Consider the following 18,033-nt stretch of genomic DNA (forward strand, 5'->3'; position numbering starts at 1 on the left):
GTCATGAGAAAGCCCATATAAATGGGTAATGTACAAGTTGCTGTAGAAGCATGTTTAATTCGTCTGATCACAGATACTTTATAAAGTATTTTAATACTTTTTTGAATCCGTCAATGCGTAAGTCCTATATATTTTAACTGCGACGTTTTTAACTTTGGCTTTGGTGGGTTGCGCAGATAAAAAAGCGCCATCAGAACAAAATGTTGCAACAGAATCAACGACGGCAACTGCACAAACAAACGATGTTGCAGTAGCTCAAGATGAGCAAGTGATTCACTTCACAGGGCCACAAGATCTAACCCTTGAGTTAAAAACCAAAGATAATTTTGAAACTGCGCAATTGACTGATAATTCTGATCGTGTATATGAATTGAAACGAGCAGTTTCAGGAAGTGGTGTACGACTTGCCAATGATCAAGGGGTTTCAATTCACTTTAAGAACTTTAATGGTGTCAATGAAGGCACAGTTGAATTAGTAAAAGACAAGCCAATTAGCATAAAAGAATTTGTTACTGAGAAAGCAAAGTAATCATAAAAAAGACTATAAAAAAAAGACCGCTTCGGCGGTCTTTTTTTTATAGTCTTTTTTATAGAGTCATCAAACTCAACTTAAAACTTAGTAGTCAAAGCTAAAGTGTTCAGCTGCTAGTGATGTCATGGTCTTAGATGGATTTACCATGGCTTCAGCATGACCTTGTGAGCGAGGAAGCATACGTTCAAAGTAGAAATCAGCCACTTTAATTTTCGCTTTATAGAACTCTGGAACTTCAGCACCATTACCTTCTGCTAATTTCTCAGAAGCAACCGCAGCTTGTTGAGCCCAGAAGTAAGCCATCATCACATAACCAGAGAACATTAAGAAGTCTACAGATGCAGAAGAAACGATGTCACGGTCTTTACGTGCAGCAAGCATGATACGAACAGTTAAAGCATTCCACTGTGCGCAAAGTTTTGTAAGATCCCAAGCAAAACGACGCATGTATTTGTTACGCGCATGTTGACCACAGAATTTTAAAATTTCAGCAGTATAGTCGCGGATTACTTTACCTTTAGAGGTTAGTAATACTTTACGACCGATTAAGTCAAGGGCTTGAACGCCAGTTGTACCTTCGTAAAGGGTGGAGATACGTGAGTCACGAACGATTTGTTCCATGCCCCATTCTTTGATGTAACCATGACCGCCGTAAACTTGCATACCGTGGTTTGCAGCTTCATAACCCAATTCAGTCAAGAAGCCTTTAAGAATTGGTGTGTAGAAACCTAAGTGGTCATCATGTGCTTCAAAAGCTGCTGTATCACCGCGGGTTAAAGCGTCTGTCATTTTGTCCGCAATTTGCGCAGCATAGTAAATCATTGAACGGCCGCCTTCAGCGATCGCTTTTTGCGTTAATAACATACGGCGTACGTCTGCATGGTGAATAATCGCATCCGCTACTTTTTCAGGGTCTTTTTTACCTGAAAGGGCACGCATTGACATACGTTCTTTGGCATATGGAAGAGCACCTTGGAATGCCAATTCAGCATGAGCAATACCTTGGATTGCTGTACCAATACGTGCTGTGTTCATGAATGTGAACATGGCATGTAGGCCTTTATGCTTTTCGCCAATCAAATAACCGATAGCGTTGTCAAAGTTCAATACCGCCGTTGCCGAAGCACGGATCCCCATTTTGTGTTCAATCGAACCACACGTTACAGGATTGCGTTCGCCCACAGTACCATCTGCATTCACAAGGAATTTTGGAACGATGAACAATGAAATGCCTTTTGTACCTGCAGGTGCATCTGGAAGACGTGCAAGAACGATATGTACGATGTTCTCTGTTAAATCGTGTTCACCCGCTGAGATGAAGATTTTTGTGCCAGAAATTGCATAGCTACCGTCTGCTTGAGGCTCTGCTTTAGATTTTACTTGACCTAAGTCAGTACCACATTGTGGCTCAGTTAAGCACATTGTGCCTGACCAAGTACCCGCAACAAGGTTTGGTAAATATTGGTTTTTCTGTTCATCCGTACCGAACTGAAGGATGGTATTGATACAACCCACGCTTAGGCCTGGATACATTTGGAAAGACCAGTTTGCTGTACCCATCATTTCAGATTTGATTAAGTTCAGTGATTGCGGAAGATTTTGACCACCAAACTCTTCAGGGAAAGAAAGACCTTGCCAGCCGCCTTGTACAAACTGGTCATACGCTTCTTTGAAACCCTTTGGTGTTTTTACATCGCCATTTTCAAAATGACAGCCTTCTTCATCACCAGTTTGGTTTAATGGAGAGAGGATATTTTCACAAAAATCAGCAGCACCTTCTAAAATCATATCTACCGTATCAGCATCGGCTGCTTCACCGTTAGAAAGCGATTTGTAGTGCGCAGGGTAATCGAGCACTTCGTTCATCAAGAAGCGAATGTCATGTAAGGGCGCTTTATATGCAGGCATAGTCTTAATCCTAATTTCGAAATTTTTTTGGATTATCTGTATTGATGATTTGATTATTCATATTTGGTAGAAAAAATCATTGATGAATGAGCCTTTAAAAAATGTCAGAAAGGCGAATTGTAATATTAAACCAACAAGTGAAAAGTAAAGTTCTGCTAGACTTTGAGTTGATCTTTTGATCAATAATTTCTTTTAATAAATCATAAAGAACATAGGTTCTCAGCGAATATTATGCGTTTAAAATATATAACACTTTGTTTATTAGGTTTGAGTATTAGTGGGTGTACTCAACATGTCATAAAAACCAATACTTCTGATCAGTCACTGGGGCAACAAGCTACTCAAGGCTTAAATGCGATGTTTGAAAATGCCAACTATGATATGAAAGGGCAATTTTCAATTCAGACCGATATTGAGTTTGATCAAAAATCCTCTGAGAACAAGGCAAAAACTGCTGTAAGTTCTCAACCTGAGCTTGATCCAAAACTCAAAAAACAATTGGATCAACTGATCAAAACGCAAAAAATTCCATTTAGTCAAAAAGAAAAGAAACTGCTATATCAAGCAATTGCAAATGAATCTATTCCGCCTTCAGCTCGATACTATGATGAGGATGAAAGTGCTTCTCCACAGTCGAAAATTGCTCAGTCACTTGTCAATGTTTTGAACGACTTACAGTTTAGCTATAGCGGTTCAGTTCATTTTAGAGAAAAGCTGGCAGCACTCACACTTCAATTAAGCTATCAAAAGCCGACATTGCAGGTGAATGCACAGTTGCCTATGATTTTTGATTTTGATGATTATAAGTTTTACACCAATTATTTTGCATTCATGCCATTTATGGTGAATCGTGAAAGTCAGGATCGATTGGCTTATGTTGATTTTTCAAAGCATAAAGAGGCTTTGGCTCAATATAACTTGAAAAAATTTGCTGACTACTTAAAACAAATGAATGCACTGCCGTACTTATTGGCAGAACAGAATCAAGTCAAAAGTATCGATTTAAGCCGTGATGAAAAAAATGCTGGTTTAATTAAAAAGATTCGCTATGTCGGCGATGTTGATACGGTATATACCCAGCTTGAACTCTTTGATTATGTCAATGCACGCTATTACACCTCTCAAATTAAAGGTCAGCCATGGGATGACACTGAGCAAAGTGATGTGGAAGATGCGGCAGTTGATGCAACAGCGGCGGAATCTGCCATGGAAGCAGCCGAAGAAGCAACAAGAGCTGCCGCAGCGGCTGCTGACGCGAGTGAAGAGGGGGATGAAGACGAAGCTTATGCATCTGTACAACGTGTCAATGAATTGGTTAATGCAAAAATTCATAATGCGATGTACCACGGACATGATCAGGATGATGAGCAGGAATATGCAGCATCGGAAGTAACAGAAGCTGTAATCGATGCAGAAAGCGCTTATGCAACTGCGGCTGCAACGGACTATGATGAAGAAAGTGAAGAAGCACATGATGCTACTGCAGCCTATGCAGAAAGCGATGAAGATGAGGAAAGCGCCAATAACCTGTCTGAGGAAGTGTGCCAGGCCTTGATCAAAACTAAGCAGGTACCGATTGGTAAAGTCACGCTTTGCCAAGACTACCAAGATATTCGCGTTATTCCATTGCAGGAAGAGTCTGCTCAGTTAGCATCTGAGGCAGAAGAGTCAGACACGGAAGCTGTTTCTGTAGATGCAGTTGAACAATTAAAACCTGTTTTTCAGCAATATCAAACTGAACAACTGGTGGATGCAAAACAGTTCCAACAATTATGGCAAAAGCATCAGCCGGAAATTCAACAGGCTTTAAATACTAAAGATAAAGTATCTTCAACACTGGTCATGGATGTGGGTTTAGAGAAAAAAGGACGTGTCCAAACGATTGATTATAATATGGCATTTTCTGAACCGCGTTTAGGTCAGTTGAAGCTAAAAAGTACCAATCAAATTTTGAATTATGGCAATGCAAGTGCGATTGATCGTCAAGCGATGAAGCAAGCGAAGTCGATTCAGGATGTGAGTAAGGGTTCATTATTTGAAAGTATGTTGAATGGCTTACTTTCACCGATCACTAGACAGGACCCTAATATAGAGGAAGCAGAAACGGCATCGGTTGACGAAATCAGTGAAGCAAATGAAGAAATCGAATTACCAGAGTATTTAAGTACTGTCGCGCTAAACAGCTATAAACGCCATCAATCAGAGTTAAAAGCGTATCAAGCGGCTTTTGCAGTGGCCTTTGCTAATTACCGAGCTCAGTATGTACGTTATTACTCAGCAAATGACTTGAATGAAATTTCAGAAGTTTATGCTTACCGATTTGCTGAGGGTTTAAAAGAGCCGACAGGTCAGGCTTTGAAGCGTTTAAATCAATTACGTGATAAACATGCTTTACATCGCTATCAGGACTTTGATGATTTAGGTTCTTCAGTCAATTATTATGTTCAATCTGGGATTGGTGAGTATAAAGGTCAGGCTGAGTGGACGCAGCTAAAAAAAACCTATAAAACCAAACAAGCCATTTTTGCGCATTTGTATCAGAAAAACTTTTTAGAAAATTATGAACTTGATCCCGCTGAAAAAGCGCAATTAGTCAAAGCTGCACAAATTTATGCACGAGCATTTGTCGACGATACCAACGGTAAATTGTCAGAAGCGTCGCTGCAAGGTTTAGCTGCGGAACATGAAGAGTTGTTTAGCCAGTCTGTTTATTATGAAACCTATAAAACTGTGCAAAAACACATGAAATAAGTTAGACAATAAAAAAAAGAACCTCTATTGAGGTTCTTTTTTGTTTATTCATTCAAACGGATGAATTAGAGAAAATCTTTTAAGTTAGGTTTTACCCCGTTCCAAATGGAAAAGGACTCAATCGCTTGTCCTACCAGCATACCGAAACCTTCTGAAGTCGGTACATGACGCGCTTTGGCTTGATCTAAAAATGTAGAAGGTTTGCCATAGGCCATTTCATAGGCATGATTGAACTGAAGACTGTCAGGTAGAACCAAAGCGTCTCCGCTTAGACTTGCTGAAGTTGCATTAATGACGATATCAAATTGACCGGATAAATCTGTGAGTGCAATAGCTTCTAATTCTGCATTTGTTACGGATGCTTTCAAGTCTGCAACCAATTGTTCAGCACGGGCTAAGGTACGGTTCGCAATTACAATTTTTTTTGCGCCAGCTTGTACCAATGGATAAATTACACCACGAGTAGCACCGCCTGCGCCAATAATAAGTAAGTCGGTCTGTTCAAGTGACCAATCTAAAGCGCGAATTGCATCGACCAAGCCTTGGCCGTCAGTGTTATCACCATGCAATTGGCCATCCTGCATCCAAAGCGTATTTACTGCTCCAGCAATTTTTGCGCGTTCAGTCAATACTGCACATTGGGCATAGGCTTGTTCTTTAAACGGGACGGTGACATTCATGCCGATACCGCCTTCGCGAAAGAAGCTTTCAACGCTGTTTTGGAATCCATCAAGGGGAGCAAGTCGTTTGCTGTACTGAATGTCGAGCCCTGTTTTTTTGGCAAAGGCGTGATGAAGTTCAGGGGAACGTGATTGTTCAATCGGGTTGCCAATCACGGCAAATTGTTTGCTCATTACACTGCATCCATGTCGGAACGAAAAGTGCAGATAATATACGCCAAAATCAATACTGCCAGAAGTTTAGCGGGGATATTTGCGAAAATATTGCAGTGCTTTAAGGATTGCAGATATCTAAAATTGTGTGAATTAATATCGTCGCCGTACTAAACACCAGACCGATTAAAGCAATCACCATGAAACCGATGGCAAGGTTATCGTTGAGTGAGGTCTCTGAAAATATATTGGTACTGATTGCGCTGATTAACACCACAACAAAGCTCCAAAACACCAAAGTACGTGCACGAATGGTTTTTTTATTGAGTGTTTGAGATGGCATTTATGTTGTACTCCATATTGGAAAATTACAGCAATCAGTTTAGTCGCTTGTCATATAACAGGGTAGCGTGAAGCTGTGTGATTCATGTGTCATTGTTGGGTATTCTGTTTACAAAGTAAATGGCTAGAAAATATTTTATTACTCAATTATTTATGAATTATTCGGTGTGAAATTTTCAATATAAAAAAAGCCTCTGAACTTCAGAGGCTTAGTTGTCTTATTTTAAAACCGTTAACCAATCTTGTGGTTTAAGATAAAAATCGGTTAATTTTTTTTCGGCAGAATTTTCTTCCCATTCAGGACGATATGACCAGCCTGCTAAAGGTGGCATGCTGACCAAAATGGATTCAATGCGACCACCAGTTTGTAATCCAAACAATGTGCCACGGTCATACACTAAGTTATATTCGACATAACGGCCACGACGGTACAGTTGGAAGTCGCGTTGTGCTTCGGTATATGATTTATCTTGGTTCTTTTTAAAAATAGGCAAAATTGCATCTAGGTAGCCATTACCCACGGCTTGCATATATTGGAAGCAAGTTTCAAAGTCCCATTGATTTAAATCATCAAAGAATAGACCACCGACGCCACGTTGCTCATCACGATGCTTTAAATAGAAATAATCGTCACACCATTTCTTATGTTCTGCGTAAACCTTATCGCCAAACGGAGCGCAGAGATCATGAGCAGTTTGATGCCAAGACAATACATCTTCATCATTTGGATAATACGGAGTGAGGTCAAAACCGCCGCCAAACCACCAAATTGGATCTTGACCTTCTTTTTCAGCCACGAATAAACGGATATTGGCATGTGAAGTGGGTACATTGGGATTTTTAGGATGGATCACCAATGAAACCCCCATGGCTTGAGCTTTAGCACCAGCAATGGCCGGGTGACGCTCAGTTGCGGAAGCAGGTAGTTTGGAAATATTGATGTGTGAAAACATCACACCGCCTTTTTCAATCACTGTGCCATTTTGCAGCACACGTGAGCGGCCACCACCACCCTCGGGGCGTTCCCAATCATCAATTACAAATTCAGCATTTCCACCGCCAGCGCGTTCTTGCTGTTCCAAAGCGGCACAAATACGTGCCTGTAAATCACGCAGGAATTCATCTACACGTTGTATATCGGCTGAAGTTGGATTCTTCATTCTGACCTGTATAAAAATAATTAAATGATATTGTCCATCAAAGCATAAAACGCTGCAAAACTTAAGGTCTTTTTCCCAATATTGAGCATCGGTTACGCCGTATGGTCAGCTTAAATTAAAGCAATATTTGACGAAAATAGCCTAGATATTCCGACTAAGTTGCTTGGTTGAATTCAAAGCAGAAGCTCCGCACAATAATCATAGGCAGATTCAATTGGAATCTCATTGATCGAAATGGTGCATCTATGTCTCAGCAGGCGAATTCCTTAATTCAAAAATATAATGTACCAGGCCCACGCTATACCAGTTACCCAACCGTACCGTACTGGGAAGAGCAGGCGTTTTCATTAGCATTGTGGAAACAGGGTTTAAAAAAATCGTTTGACGAGTCGAATCAAAGTGAAGGCATTAGTCTTTATATTCATCTGCCGTTTTGTGAAAGTTTATGTACTTTTTGCGGTTGTCATAAAAAAGTCACCAAAAAACATGAGATGGAACAACCCTATATCCAAGCAGTCTTAAAAGAATGGGCGTTATATTGTGATGTTTTGGTGGATAAACCCAATATTAAAGAGATTCACTTGGGCGGCGGTACGCCCACCTTTTTCTCACCTGAGCATTTAACACAACTGATTCAAGGCATTTTGTCCAAAGCAAATGTGGCAGAGCAGCATGAATTTAGTTTCGAAGGCCATCCGAACAATACCACACGTGAGCATTTACAAGCTTTGTATGATTTGGGCTTTCGTCGCGTGAGCTATGGCGTGCAGGACTATAATGAAAAAGTGCAAAAAGCCATTCATCGGATACAACCTTTTGAGCATGTGGAACAAGTCACGCAGTGGGCGCGGGAGATTGGCTATACCTCAATTTCACATGACTTGGTATTTGGTCTGCCTTTTCAAGATTTAATGGATGTGTTGCACACGATTAATCAGACCAATCGTTTGATGCCTGATCGTTTGGCTTTTTATAGTTATGCGCATGTGCCGTGGATTAAGGGCAATGGACAGCGTGGTTTTAAAGATGCTGATGTACCAAAAGATGAGTTAAAACGTCAATGTTATGAAGAAGGCAAAAAGCAGCTCTTGGCACATGGGTATCATGAAATTGGAATGGACCATTTTGCTGTAGAAAAAGATGCAATGTATCAGGCTTTTCAACAGGGCAGTTTACATCGTAACTTTATGGGTTATACCGCTTCTAAAACCCAAGTCATGATCGGACTGGGCTTATCTTCAATTAGTGATAGTTGGTATAGCTTCGCGCAAAATGAAAAGAAAATTGAAGACTATTATGCGCGTTTAGAGGAAAACCAAATTCCTGTTTATCGAGGTCATGTGCTGACTGAAGAAGACTTGATTATCCGTAAACATATTCTGAATTTGATGTGTACATTCCATACTTCTTGGGCAAACACAGACATGCAATTTCCGGAAATTGATGAAGTGGTTGCACAATTAACAGAAATGCAGGCAGATGAATTATTAGAGTTAGGTGATCAAAGCATCCAAATTACCGAAAAAGGCAAACCTTTTGTACGTAATATCTGTATGGCCTTTGATTTAAGGTTAAAGCGCCGTGTACCTGAAAATCGTATTTTTTCGATGACGATTTGAATCTCCCCTAACCCCCTCTTTATTAAAGAGGGGAAAGCTTCCCTTTTGTAAAAGGAGGCTTGGAGAGATTAATTTATGGAGAATTTAAAGGACTTTTAAAAATCATCTTTTTGATACATATGAGACATACGATCGTGTTTGGTTTTTAAATATTGTTCATTGAATGGATTCAAGCCCACAGTCAGCGGTACACGATCAACGACATCAACGCCTTGTTCTTGCAATGCTTCAATTTTTAATGGGTTATTGGTAATCAATCGTACCTGTTGAATATTCAAATGCTTGAGCATGATTGGACACATGTCATAACGACGAGCATCAGCAGGTAAATTCAATAGTAAATTGGCATCGACAGTATCATGGCCTTGGTCTTGTAAGGCATAAGCACGGATTTTATTGGTTAAGCCAATGCCTCGACCTTCTTGGCGTAAATATAAAATCACGCCTTGGCCTGCTTCATTAATCAGTTTTTGTGTTGCTTGTAGTTGTGGGCCACAGTCACATTTTAGCGAAGCGAAGGCGTCACCAGTGAGGCACTCGGAATGAATACGCACTAAAACAGGTTCAGTGGGTGCTTGTTCTAGTCCTTTAGAGAGTGCTACATGTTCTTCGCCGGTTTCAGGATCCTGAAAAACCGTAATATTGAATTCACCAAAAGCGGTCGGTAATCTTGACGTTGCGACAAATTCTATAGGCACTGCTTAACCCGTTTATTCGATTATAAATTGGCTAAAGTATAGCGTAATGCTTGGACATTGGTAGAATTGCAACGATGAATTTATGCAGAACATTTTCTTTTTTGTATAAAGCGAACGATAATAGTTGATAAATAGGAAGATTATTCAGGATAATCTGACTCATTCAAAATCTCCCACTACGAGATCATTGCTTAAAATTACATCGCTAGAAGTTTGGCTGATTGTAAGGTGATACAATTCGACGATATGATCGAGTAACCCATTTAGACCGAGCTTAGGATTTGCCAGGCTTTAGAAGGCTTTGCCACATTATGCTGTATACAGAAATACCATCTCAACGCCCTGTAACTCCGTTGCTGGATACGATTCAACATCCGCAACAATTACGTGTACTCGAGCGCAGCCAGTTAGAACAAGTGGCGGATGAGTTACGTCAATTTATTTTGTATGCGGCCGGACAAAGTGGTGGGCATTTTGGTGCCAATTTAGGTGTGATTGAGCTCACGGTGGCTTTGCACTACTGTTTCAATACGCCTGACGATCGTTTAATTTGGGATGTTGGTCATCAAGCTTATCCACACAAAGCCTTAACTGGTCGTCGTGAACAGTTGGTGACAATTCGTGCAAAAGATGGTCTAGCCGCATTTCCAGCACGTGAAGAGTCTGAATTTGATACCTTTGGGGTAGGGCATTCGTCGACTGCGATTTCTGCGGGTTTAGGCATGTCTTTAGCACGTCGTTTTAAACAAGATCCTTGTCATGTGGTAGCAATTGTGGGTGATGGTGCCATGACAGCAGGTATGGCCTTTGAAGCCATGAATGATGCTGTGGCGCACAACGCTGACCTCATGGTGGTATTGAACGACAATGATATGTCGATTTCATGCAGCACAGGTGGTTTTGCTAAACATTTAGCAGCAATTTGGGAAAGTGGTCAATCTGTTAATATCTCGGAAGATGGCGAAGCGTTTGTGCAGCCACATCCTGAATGGACCTATAACTCCCGTTTACACAGTGCAGCAACAGATGCTGCGGACAATTTATTTAAAGCGATTGGTTTTGACTATTTTGGTCCATTTGATGGCCACGATGTAACACAACTCAGCCATGTTTTTGATGCATTGAAAAAGCGTAAAGGGCCACGCTTAGTTCATGTGTATACCAAAAAAGGCAAAGGCTTTGCACCAGCTGAAGCAGACCAAATTAAATACCATGCGATTAGCAAATTAGATGCACCCGCTTCAACAAGTACCGCACCGAAATATTCGGATATCTTCGGGCAATGGTTATGTGACGAGGCGGCTCAGGATAATCGTTTATTGGCAATCACCCCTGCGATGTGCGAAGGCTCAGGCATGGTCAAATTTGCTAAACAATATCCAGAGCGTTTCTTTGATGTCGCGATTGCTGAACAGCATGCTGTTACGCTTGCAGCAGGTATGGCATGTGAAGGGGTTAAGCCGGTTGTCGCTATTTATTCTACATTCCTGCAACGTGGTTATGATCAACTGATTCACGATGTAGCATTACAAAATTTAGATGTCACTTTTGGCATCGATCGTGCTGGTTTGGTGGGTGAAGATGGCCCGACACATGCCGGTGCATACGATTACGCCTTTATGCGTACCGTCCCGAATATGGTGATTATGGCACCTAAAGACGAAAATGAATGTCGTCAAATGTTGCATACTGCTTACCTTTATAAAGGTCCTGCCGCAGTTCGTTATCCGCGTGGTAATGGCCTGGGGGTTGAAATTCAACAGAATATGGTTGAACTTGAAATTGGGCGTGGCGAAATCTTGGCAAGTTTTAATATTCAGCAAGATGCAACAATTTCAATTTTAGCATTTGGTAGCCGTGTTCAGGCAGCGGTTGAGGCGGCTGAAGTATTGGCTGAAAAACTGGATGTTGCAGTTCGTGTGGTAAACATGCGTTTTGTAAAACCATTAGATACTCAGTTAATCGACCAAATTGCAGATTCAACTCATCTGTTTGTCACTGTTGAAGAACATGCGGTGATGGCCGGTGCGGGTAGTGCAGTGAATGAATATTTGGCGCAAGCTGGAATTGTTAAACCAATAATGAATTTAGGTTTATCTGATGAATTTATGCATCAGGCGACACACGGTCAAATGCTACAACAAGCTGGTCTTGATGCAGCAGGTATAGCAGCATCAACAGAACAATGCTGGTTAAAGCAGAGCAACAAAGCGGTTTGCTAATTTCTAATTTTTAGAAACATTTTTTACCTAAAAGCCCTTATATTTGATAAGATATAAGGGCTTTTATGCATTATTCTTTATCAGTATCTTCAAATTTGTAGTGGGTGTTCAATGGAACCTATGGTGGTTATGGCTGCGCGTGCGGCTCAATTAGTTGGTCAAGAGCTTTTAAAAGCGCATCAAAATCGTCATAAACTCGATCTACAAGTCGAAGAAAAAGGAATTGATGGTCCTGTAACGCGTGTTGACCGTTACTTGGAACAGTTGGCTATCGATACCCTACGTAAAAGCTATAAAAATCACAGCTTCCTTGGTGAGGAGTTTGGTCTACAAGAAGGTAAAGGTCACGACGCTGATTGGTGTTGGATCATTGACCCACTTGATGGCACTTTAAACTTCGTTCAAGGTGTTCCGCATTTCTGTATCTCTATCGCAGTTCAACATAAAGGTGTAACTCAACACGGTGTTATTTATGACCCTGTGAAAGATGAGTTGTTCTCTGCAAGTCGTGGCCGTGGCGCGATGATGAACCAACGCCGTATTCGTGTAAATGTAAAAGACAGCTTAGAAAATACTTTCCTTTCAGTGGGTCATGCGTATCGCAAAATTCGTAATGGTGAAGTGGTTTCTTATGCGAAAAATCATTTCAATTCATTGTTAAATGTAACTGAAGCGGGTGCGCAATATCGTCGTACGGGTTCAGCTGCATTGGATTTGGCTTATGTTGCGGCTGGCCGCTTTGATGGTTATTTCGAACTTGGTTTGAAACCATGGGACATCGCTGCAGGTGAGTTGATTGTGAAAGAAGCGGGCGGTACTGTGGTTGATGCGCGTGGTGGTAATGACTCTATGGAAAATGGTCAAGTACTTGCGTGTTCTATGAAAATGCTTAAACCATTAATGCAAGCTGTAGTTCCAGCTTGGGGTGAAGCTGCAAAATAATAGAACTCCAGATCGAGTTTATTGACGGAATAATGAAATAAAGCCCTCCATGAGAGGGCTTTATTTTGTCTAAATGGTCAAAAAAATACAGTCAAAGCCTTGTAACGAAAGGAAACTTACAAATAAATAATTTGAAGTTGACTAAAACAGGTGACATTTAAAAACTTTCTGCTATAATCGCCGAACGCACTAAATTTCGTTCATTACCTGAACATTCTCTTCTATCATTGTGTATGCGCGTCCGGTCCAAAGAGAGGACGATATTTCGCGCCCCACCCAATCGCTAAGCGATTCCTTCAGGTTGCGGCTGTAATCATGTGTGCGTTATACGCATCGTCGTTCTCGGATCGCCGCTGATTCTATATTTTCAGCGTTTATTGCTGTGCCGCTTTTTGCCGATGTCCATCTGAATTTATTATTTTTAATGGAGCACCCATTTTCCGGGTGAAATACTCTATGAGCAAAACTTTTGCTGATTTTCCTTTACATGAGTCGTTACAACTGGCACTACAAGGTTTAGGTTTTACTACACCAACTCCAGTGCAAGAACAATCTATTCCGGCTGCATTAGAAGGCAATGACCTTCTTGTATCAAGCCAAACAGGTTCTGGTAAAACAGCTGCATTCTTACTCCCAACTGTGAATGCTTTGGCTGAACAAGACACATTGATGTCTTTCAAAGAGCGCATGAAAGCGGTAACTGCACCGTCAATTCTTGTGCTTTGCCCAACACGTGAATTAGCTCAACAGGTGAGCCAAGACGCGATTGCTTTGGTACGTCACATGAAAGGTGTTCGTATTGCTGCGATCATGGGTGGTATGCCTTTCGGTAAGCAAATCCAACAGCTTAAAGGTGCACAAGTTGTTGTGGCGACTCCAGGTCGTTTACTTGACCTTGTTAACCGTCGTCAAATCAAATTAGACAACGTTGATGCGTTGATCGTTGACGAAGCTGACCGTATGCTTGACTTAGGTTTCTCTGAAGACCTTGAAGCAATCAGTGATTTAGCGGCGAACCGTAAACAAACATTGATGTTCTCTGCAACATTTGCTGGCCGTATTATTACGCTTGCAGAACGTATGATGAATGATCCAGTACGTATTGCAATTGAAACTGGTCACTCTACAAATACCGACATCACTCAGACTCTTCATTGGACTGATGGTTTCGAGCACAAGAAAAAATTATTAACACACTGGTTGAACGCTGAAGATGTAGACCAAGCTGTGGTATTTGCTTCAACTCAAGAAGATACTGATATGTTGGCTGAAGAGCTAGCTGAAGCAGGTCTTTCAGTTGTAGCACTTCACGGTGCAATGCCACAAACTGTACGTAACCGTCGTTTACGCAGCATCCGTGAAGGCCGTGCAAAAATCTTAGTTGCAACTGACGTTGCTGCACGTGGTCTTGACGTTCCAACAATTTCTCACGTAATTAACTTCGGTCTTCCAATGAAGAACGAAGACTATGTACACCGTATCGGTCGTACAGGTCGTGCGGGTCGTACAGGTAACGCGATTACATTAGCAACTTACCGTGAACGCGGTAAAATCCGTGCTTTAGAAGACTTCCTAGATGCACGCTTAAACGTATCTGAAATTGAAGGTCTTGAGCCATCTCCACCTCCTGCACGTGGTAGCCGTGATGGCGCTGGTCGCGGTCGTGGTCGTGACGGTGGTCGCGGTGGTCGCGGTGGTTTCGGTGGTGGTCGTCGTTTTGAAGGCGAAAGCAACTTCAAACGTCGCGAAGGCGGTGATGATCGTCCACGTCGTAGCTATGATGACAAACCACGTGGTGACCGTCCTTCATTCGGTGGCGAAGATCGTCCACGTCGTGATTTCGGTGATCGTCCACAACGTCGTGAAGGCGGTTTCGGTGATCGTCCACAACGTTCATTCGATGATCGTCCACCACGTCGCGAAGGCGGTTTCGGTGATCGTCCACAACGTTCGTTCGATGATCGTCCAAAGCGTGACTTCGGTGACCGTCCACAGCGTTCTTTCGATGATCGTCCAAAACGTGATTTCGGTGATCGTCCTCGTTCTAACGATGATAACCGTGGCAACCGTGTAGATTACAAACCACGTGAAAATGGTTTTGGTGATCGTCCAAAACGTAGCTTCGGTGAAGACCGTCCACGTCGTGAATTTAATGGCGACCGCCCACAACGTTCATTTGATGATCGTCCAAAGCGTTTCGGCGATGATCGTCCAAAACGTTTCGGTGATGATCGTCCAAAACGTTTCGGTGATGATCGTCCAAAACGTTTCGGTGATGACAAGCCACGTGGCGAACGCACTTTTGGTGAAGATCGTCCACGCCGTAAATTCAATGACTAATTGAATTTCGAAAGAAATATCGAAAAAACTGGTGGAAACACCGGTTTTTTTTTATGGTTTTAAATTAGCTTTTTTATCGGAAAAATGTATACTTGATCAAACTTTATCTATTAAATGATAATTATGAATAGCAGCCATTTATCAAATTTGCGTACGGTCATGATCGAGGTGTTTATGCCTTATATCGGTTTAACATTATTGTTGTGTAATATTATTTACTATATCTACAATTATTTTAACTAAAGCATAGCGGCTTTTCTCAGCCAGTACATGTACAATTACTTATATAAAAATAATAACCAAATACCTGATGGAATGCAGGGAACTGTCTACATTCAAAGGTAACATTTTAAACATCAATCCTTTATAGTATGCATGCTGAAAAAAATGCAGGAAAATCCTCAGCTATGAATAATCAAACGTCTTCTCAGACTCAGGCACTGATTGAAGTGAAAAACCTGAGTTTTAAACGAGGGGAGCGCGTCATTTATGACAATGTCAGTTTAAAAATTCGTCGTGGTCAAATCACTGCAATTATGGGGCCTTCGGGCACTGGTAAAACGACTTTATTACGTCTGATTGGTGGTCAATTGACACCAGATCAGGGTGAAGTGCTGCTTGATGGTCAAGATATTGCAAAAATGTCACGTCATGAACTATTTGCTGCACGTGCGCGTATGGGCATGTTGTTTCAAAGTGGTGCGCTATTTACCGATATGTCAGTGTATGAAAATGTAGCTTTTCCTATTCGAGCGCATACCAAATTAGCGGAACATTTGATTGCTGAACTTGTCGCGCTGAAATTGGAATCTGTTGGTTTACGTGGCGCAGAACAAATGATGCCTTCAGAATTGTCTGGTGGTATGAATCGTCGTGTCGCTTTGGCGCGTGCCATTGCACTTGATCCAGAACTCATCATGTATGACGAGCCATTTGCAGGACAAGATCCGATTGTGATGGGTGTATTAACAAGATTAATTCGTTCATTGCGTGAAGCACTTGATTTAACAACAATTATTGTTTCACATGATGTTGCTGAAACCTTATCGATTGCTGATTACATTTATGTCGTCGCTGAAGGTAAAGTGCAGGGTGAAGGAACGCCGGAACAATTAAAAGCGCATGCTTCGCCATTTGTGAAGCAGTTCCTCACGGGTTCTGTTGAAGGACCGGTTGATTATCAATTTAGTCATAATCCGTATTTAAATCATGAGGTCCGTTCATGAATGCTATTGCCGCTTTAGGTAGACGCGTTATTGAACGTGTTCAAGGAATTGGCGTAGCAACGATTATGCTACTACAAATTCTATTTTCGATGCCAACATGGTTGGGTGTACGTTTATTCATATACCAGATGTACCGTGTCGGTGTGCTGTCGCTGTTGATTATTGTCGTGTCAGGCTTATTTATTGGTTCTGTACTCGGTTTGCAGATGTACAGCATTCTGTCGACCTTTGGTAGTGAGGCAATGTTGGGTACTGCAGTTGCATTGACCTTACTGCGTGAACTTGCACCTGTAGTTGCAGCTTTACTATTTGCTGGTCGTGCAGGTTCTGCATTAACAGCAGAAATTGGCTTAATGAAAGCCACTGAGCAATTGTCCAGTATGGAAATGATTGGTGTTGATCCACTAAAACGTGTGATTTCACCGCGCTTATGGGCAGGTGTTTTTAGTTTACCTATGCTCTCTGTGATCTTTGCCGCGGTGGGGATTATGGGCGGTAAATTGGTCGGTGTGGATTTTCTTGGTGCAGATGAAGGTTCATATTGGAGTGGCATCGAAAATAGTGTGCAATTCTATAAAGATGTCTTCAATGGCACCATCATTAAAAGTTTTGTATTTGCATTAATTTGTACTTGGATTGCGGTGTACCAAGGCTATGCCTGTGTCCCAACATCTGAAGGTATTGCAACGTCTACAACACGTACTGTGGTGTATTCGTCGTTGTGTGTTTTAGGATCAGATTTCGTGTTGACTGCGGTCATGTTCGGAGGTATTTAATGAAATCACGTACGAGTGAACTGGCCGTTGGTTTTTTTGTCATTCTGTTTGCGATCGCAATTTTCTTCTTGGCTATGCGTGTAAGTGGCTTAGTGGGCAATAACATTGAAGATAGTTATGAATTGACTGCCACGTTTGAAAATGTAAACGGTATTAAACCCCGTGCTAAAGTGACGCTAAGTGGTGTGAAAGTTGGACAGGTTGAATCATTAAAATTAGATCCTGTGACGCGTTTGGTGACGGCACACTTAATTATGGACGGCGCTTTAACCTCTTATAATGCTGAGCAATTAAAAGAAGTACAAAAGAATACTTTAGAAGAGCTACGTTACAGTTCGGATTATGAAGCAGCACCACCAGCGCAACAAAAAGAAATGGAACAGCAACTGATTGCTAACATGAAATCCATCACCAATATCGATGAAGATGCTTACATTATGGTAGCAACCAATGGTCTATTGGGTGAGAAATATTTGAAAATTGTACCAGGGGGTGGTGTGAACTTCCTCAAACGTGGTGATCAAATTGGCAACACGCAAGGTACGATGGAAATTGAAGATTTAGTGTCGAAATTTGTGACTGGTGGTGCAGGTAACAAATCAGACAATACAGCAGATACAGAAGAAAAAACTGCGCCTGCTGAAACAGCCGATGCAGAACCTGCATTTGTTGAATAATTTAGGA

General features: G+C 41.5%; 14 protein-coding genes. 9 read left to right on the forward strand and 5 right to left on the reverse strand.

Features of this window, described 5'->3' with window-relative positions; all coding sequences use genetic code 11:
- The first annotated feature begins 154 nt into the window (after positions 1–154).
- Positions 155–529: a hypothetical protein gene (locus FTT84_RS11330; RefSeq protein WP_218949738.1), complete on the forward strand. Its 375-nt coding sequence runs from the start codon at positions 155–157 to the stop codon at positions 527–529.
- An 87-nt stretch (positions 530–616) separates the two neighbouring features.
- Here the strand turns inward: FTT84_RS11330 and FTT84_RS11335 are convergent, their stop codons facing one another.
- Positions 617–2,440: an acyl-CoA dehydrogenase C-terminal domain-containing protein gene (locus FTT84_RS11335; protein ID WP_067762947.1), complete on the reverse strand. Its 1,824-nt coding sequence runs from the start codon at positions 2,438–2,440 to the stop codon at positions 617–619.
- Positions 2,441–2,671: 231 nt separating this feature from the next.
- Between FTT84_RS11335 and FTT84_RS11340 the strand changes: the two genes are divergently transcribed.
- Positions 2,672–5,191 (forward strand): hypothetical protein, encoded by a 2,520-nt coding sequence (locus FTT84_RS11340; protein WP_180058370.1) that lies wholly within the window; start codon positions 2,672–2,674, stop codon positions 5,189–5,191.
- Between the two features lie 65 nt (positions 5,192–5,256).
- Here the strand turns inward: FTT84_RS11340 and aroE are convergent, their stop codons facing one another.
- The 3 genes from aroE to hemF form a co-directional block, all read right to left on the reverse strand.
- Positions 5,257–6,045: a shikimate dehydrogenase gene (aroE, locus tag FTT84_RS11345; RefSeq protein ID WP_180058371.1), complete on the reverse strand. Its 789-nt coding sequence runs from the start codon at positions 6,043–6,045 to the stop codon at positions 5,257–5,259.
- A gap of 100 nt (positions 6,046–6,145) precedes the next feature.
- Positions 6,146–6,367 (reverse strand): hypothetical protein, encoded by a 222-nt coding sequence (locus FTT84_RS11350; protein ID WP_180058372.1) that lies wholly within the window; start codon positions 6,365–6,367, stop codon positions 6,146–6,148.
- 217 nt (positions 6,368–6,584) lie between these two features.
- Complete coding sequence (hemF, locus tag FTT84_RS11355) at positions 6,585–7,526, reverse strand: oxygen-dependent coproporphyrinogen oxidase (protein ID WP_067762943.1); 942 nt, start codon at positions 7,524–7,526, stop codon at positions 6,585–6,587.
- A 245-nt stretch (positions 7,527–7,771) separates the two neighbouring features.
- Here hemF and hemN point away from each other — a divergent pair, with 245 nt between their 5' ends.
- A complete protein-coding gene (gene hemN / locus FTT84_RS11360; protein WP_180058373.1) occupies positions 7,772–9,145 on the forward strand; it encodes an oxygen-independent coproporphyrinogen III oxidase in 1,374 nt (457 codons plus the stop codon).
- Positions 9,146–9,240: 95 nt separating this feature from the next.
- Here the strand turns inward: hemN and ribA are convergent, their stop codons facing one another.
- A complete protein-coding gene (gene ribA / locus FTT84_RS11365; protein WP_067762941.1) occupies positions 9,241–9,843 on the reverse strand; it encodes a GTP cyclohydrolase II in 603 nt (200 codons plus the stop codon).
- A 311-nt stretch (positions 9,844–10,154) separates the two neighbouring features.
- On the opposite strand from ribA, the gene dxs reads away from it, so the two are divergent.
- From dxs to FTT84_RS11395, 6 genes are all read left to right on the forward strand, one after another.
- A complete protein-coding gene (gene dxs, locus FTT84_RS11370; protein ID WP_180058374.1) occupies positions 10,155–12,065 on the forward strand; it encodes a 1-deoxy-D-xylulose-5-phosphate synthase in 1,911 nt (636 codons plus the stop codon).
- A 111-nt stretch (positions 12,066–12,176) separates the two neighbouring features.
- Positions 12,177–13,007 carry an inositol monophosphatase family protein gene (locus tag FTT84_RS11375; protein WP_067762939.1) on the forward strand — a complete coding sequence of 277 codons (831 nt, stop codon included), beginning with the start codon at positions 12,177–12,179 and terminating at the stop codon, positions 13,005–13,007.
- A gap of 456 nt (positions 13,008–13,463) precedes the next feature.
- On the forward strand, positions 13,464–15,347 hold the full coding sequence (locus FTT84_RS11380) for a DEAD/DEAH box helicase (RefSeq protein WP_180081207.1): 1,884 nt from the start codon (positions 13,464–13,466) through the stop codon (positions 15,345–15,347).
- 407 nt (positions 15,348–15,754) lie between these two features.
- Complete coding sequence (locus FTT84_RS11385) at positions 15,755–16,573, forward strand: ABC transporter ATP-binding protein (protein WP_218949739.1); 819 nt, start codon at positions 15,755–15,757, stop codon at positions 16,571–16,573.
- Entirely contained in the window at positions 16,570–17,349 is a 780-nt protein-coding gene (gene mlaE, locus FTT84_RS11390; protein WP_067762937.1) for a lipid asymmetry maintenance ABC transporter permease subunit MlaE, read from the forward strand. Before FTT84_RS11385 ends, mlaE begins: the two co-directional genes overlap by 4 nt.
- Positions 17,349–18,026 (forward strand): outer membrane lipid asymmetry maintenance protein MlaD, encoded by a 678-nt coding sequence (locus FTT84_RS11395; RefSeq protein ID WP_180058377.1) that lies wholly within the window; start codon positions 17,349–17,351, stop codon positions 18,024–18,026. Before mlaE ends, FTT84_RS11395 begins: the two co-directional genes overlap by 1 nt.
- Positions 18,027–18,033: the final 7 nt, after the last annotated feature.

Source organism: Acinetobacter sp. YH01019 (genome assembly GCF_013420285.1).
Classification (GTDB): Bacteria; Pseudomonadota; Gammaproteobacteria; order Pseudomonadales; family Moraxellaceae; genus Acinetobacter; species Acinetobacter gandensis.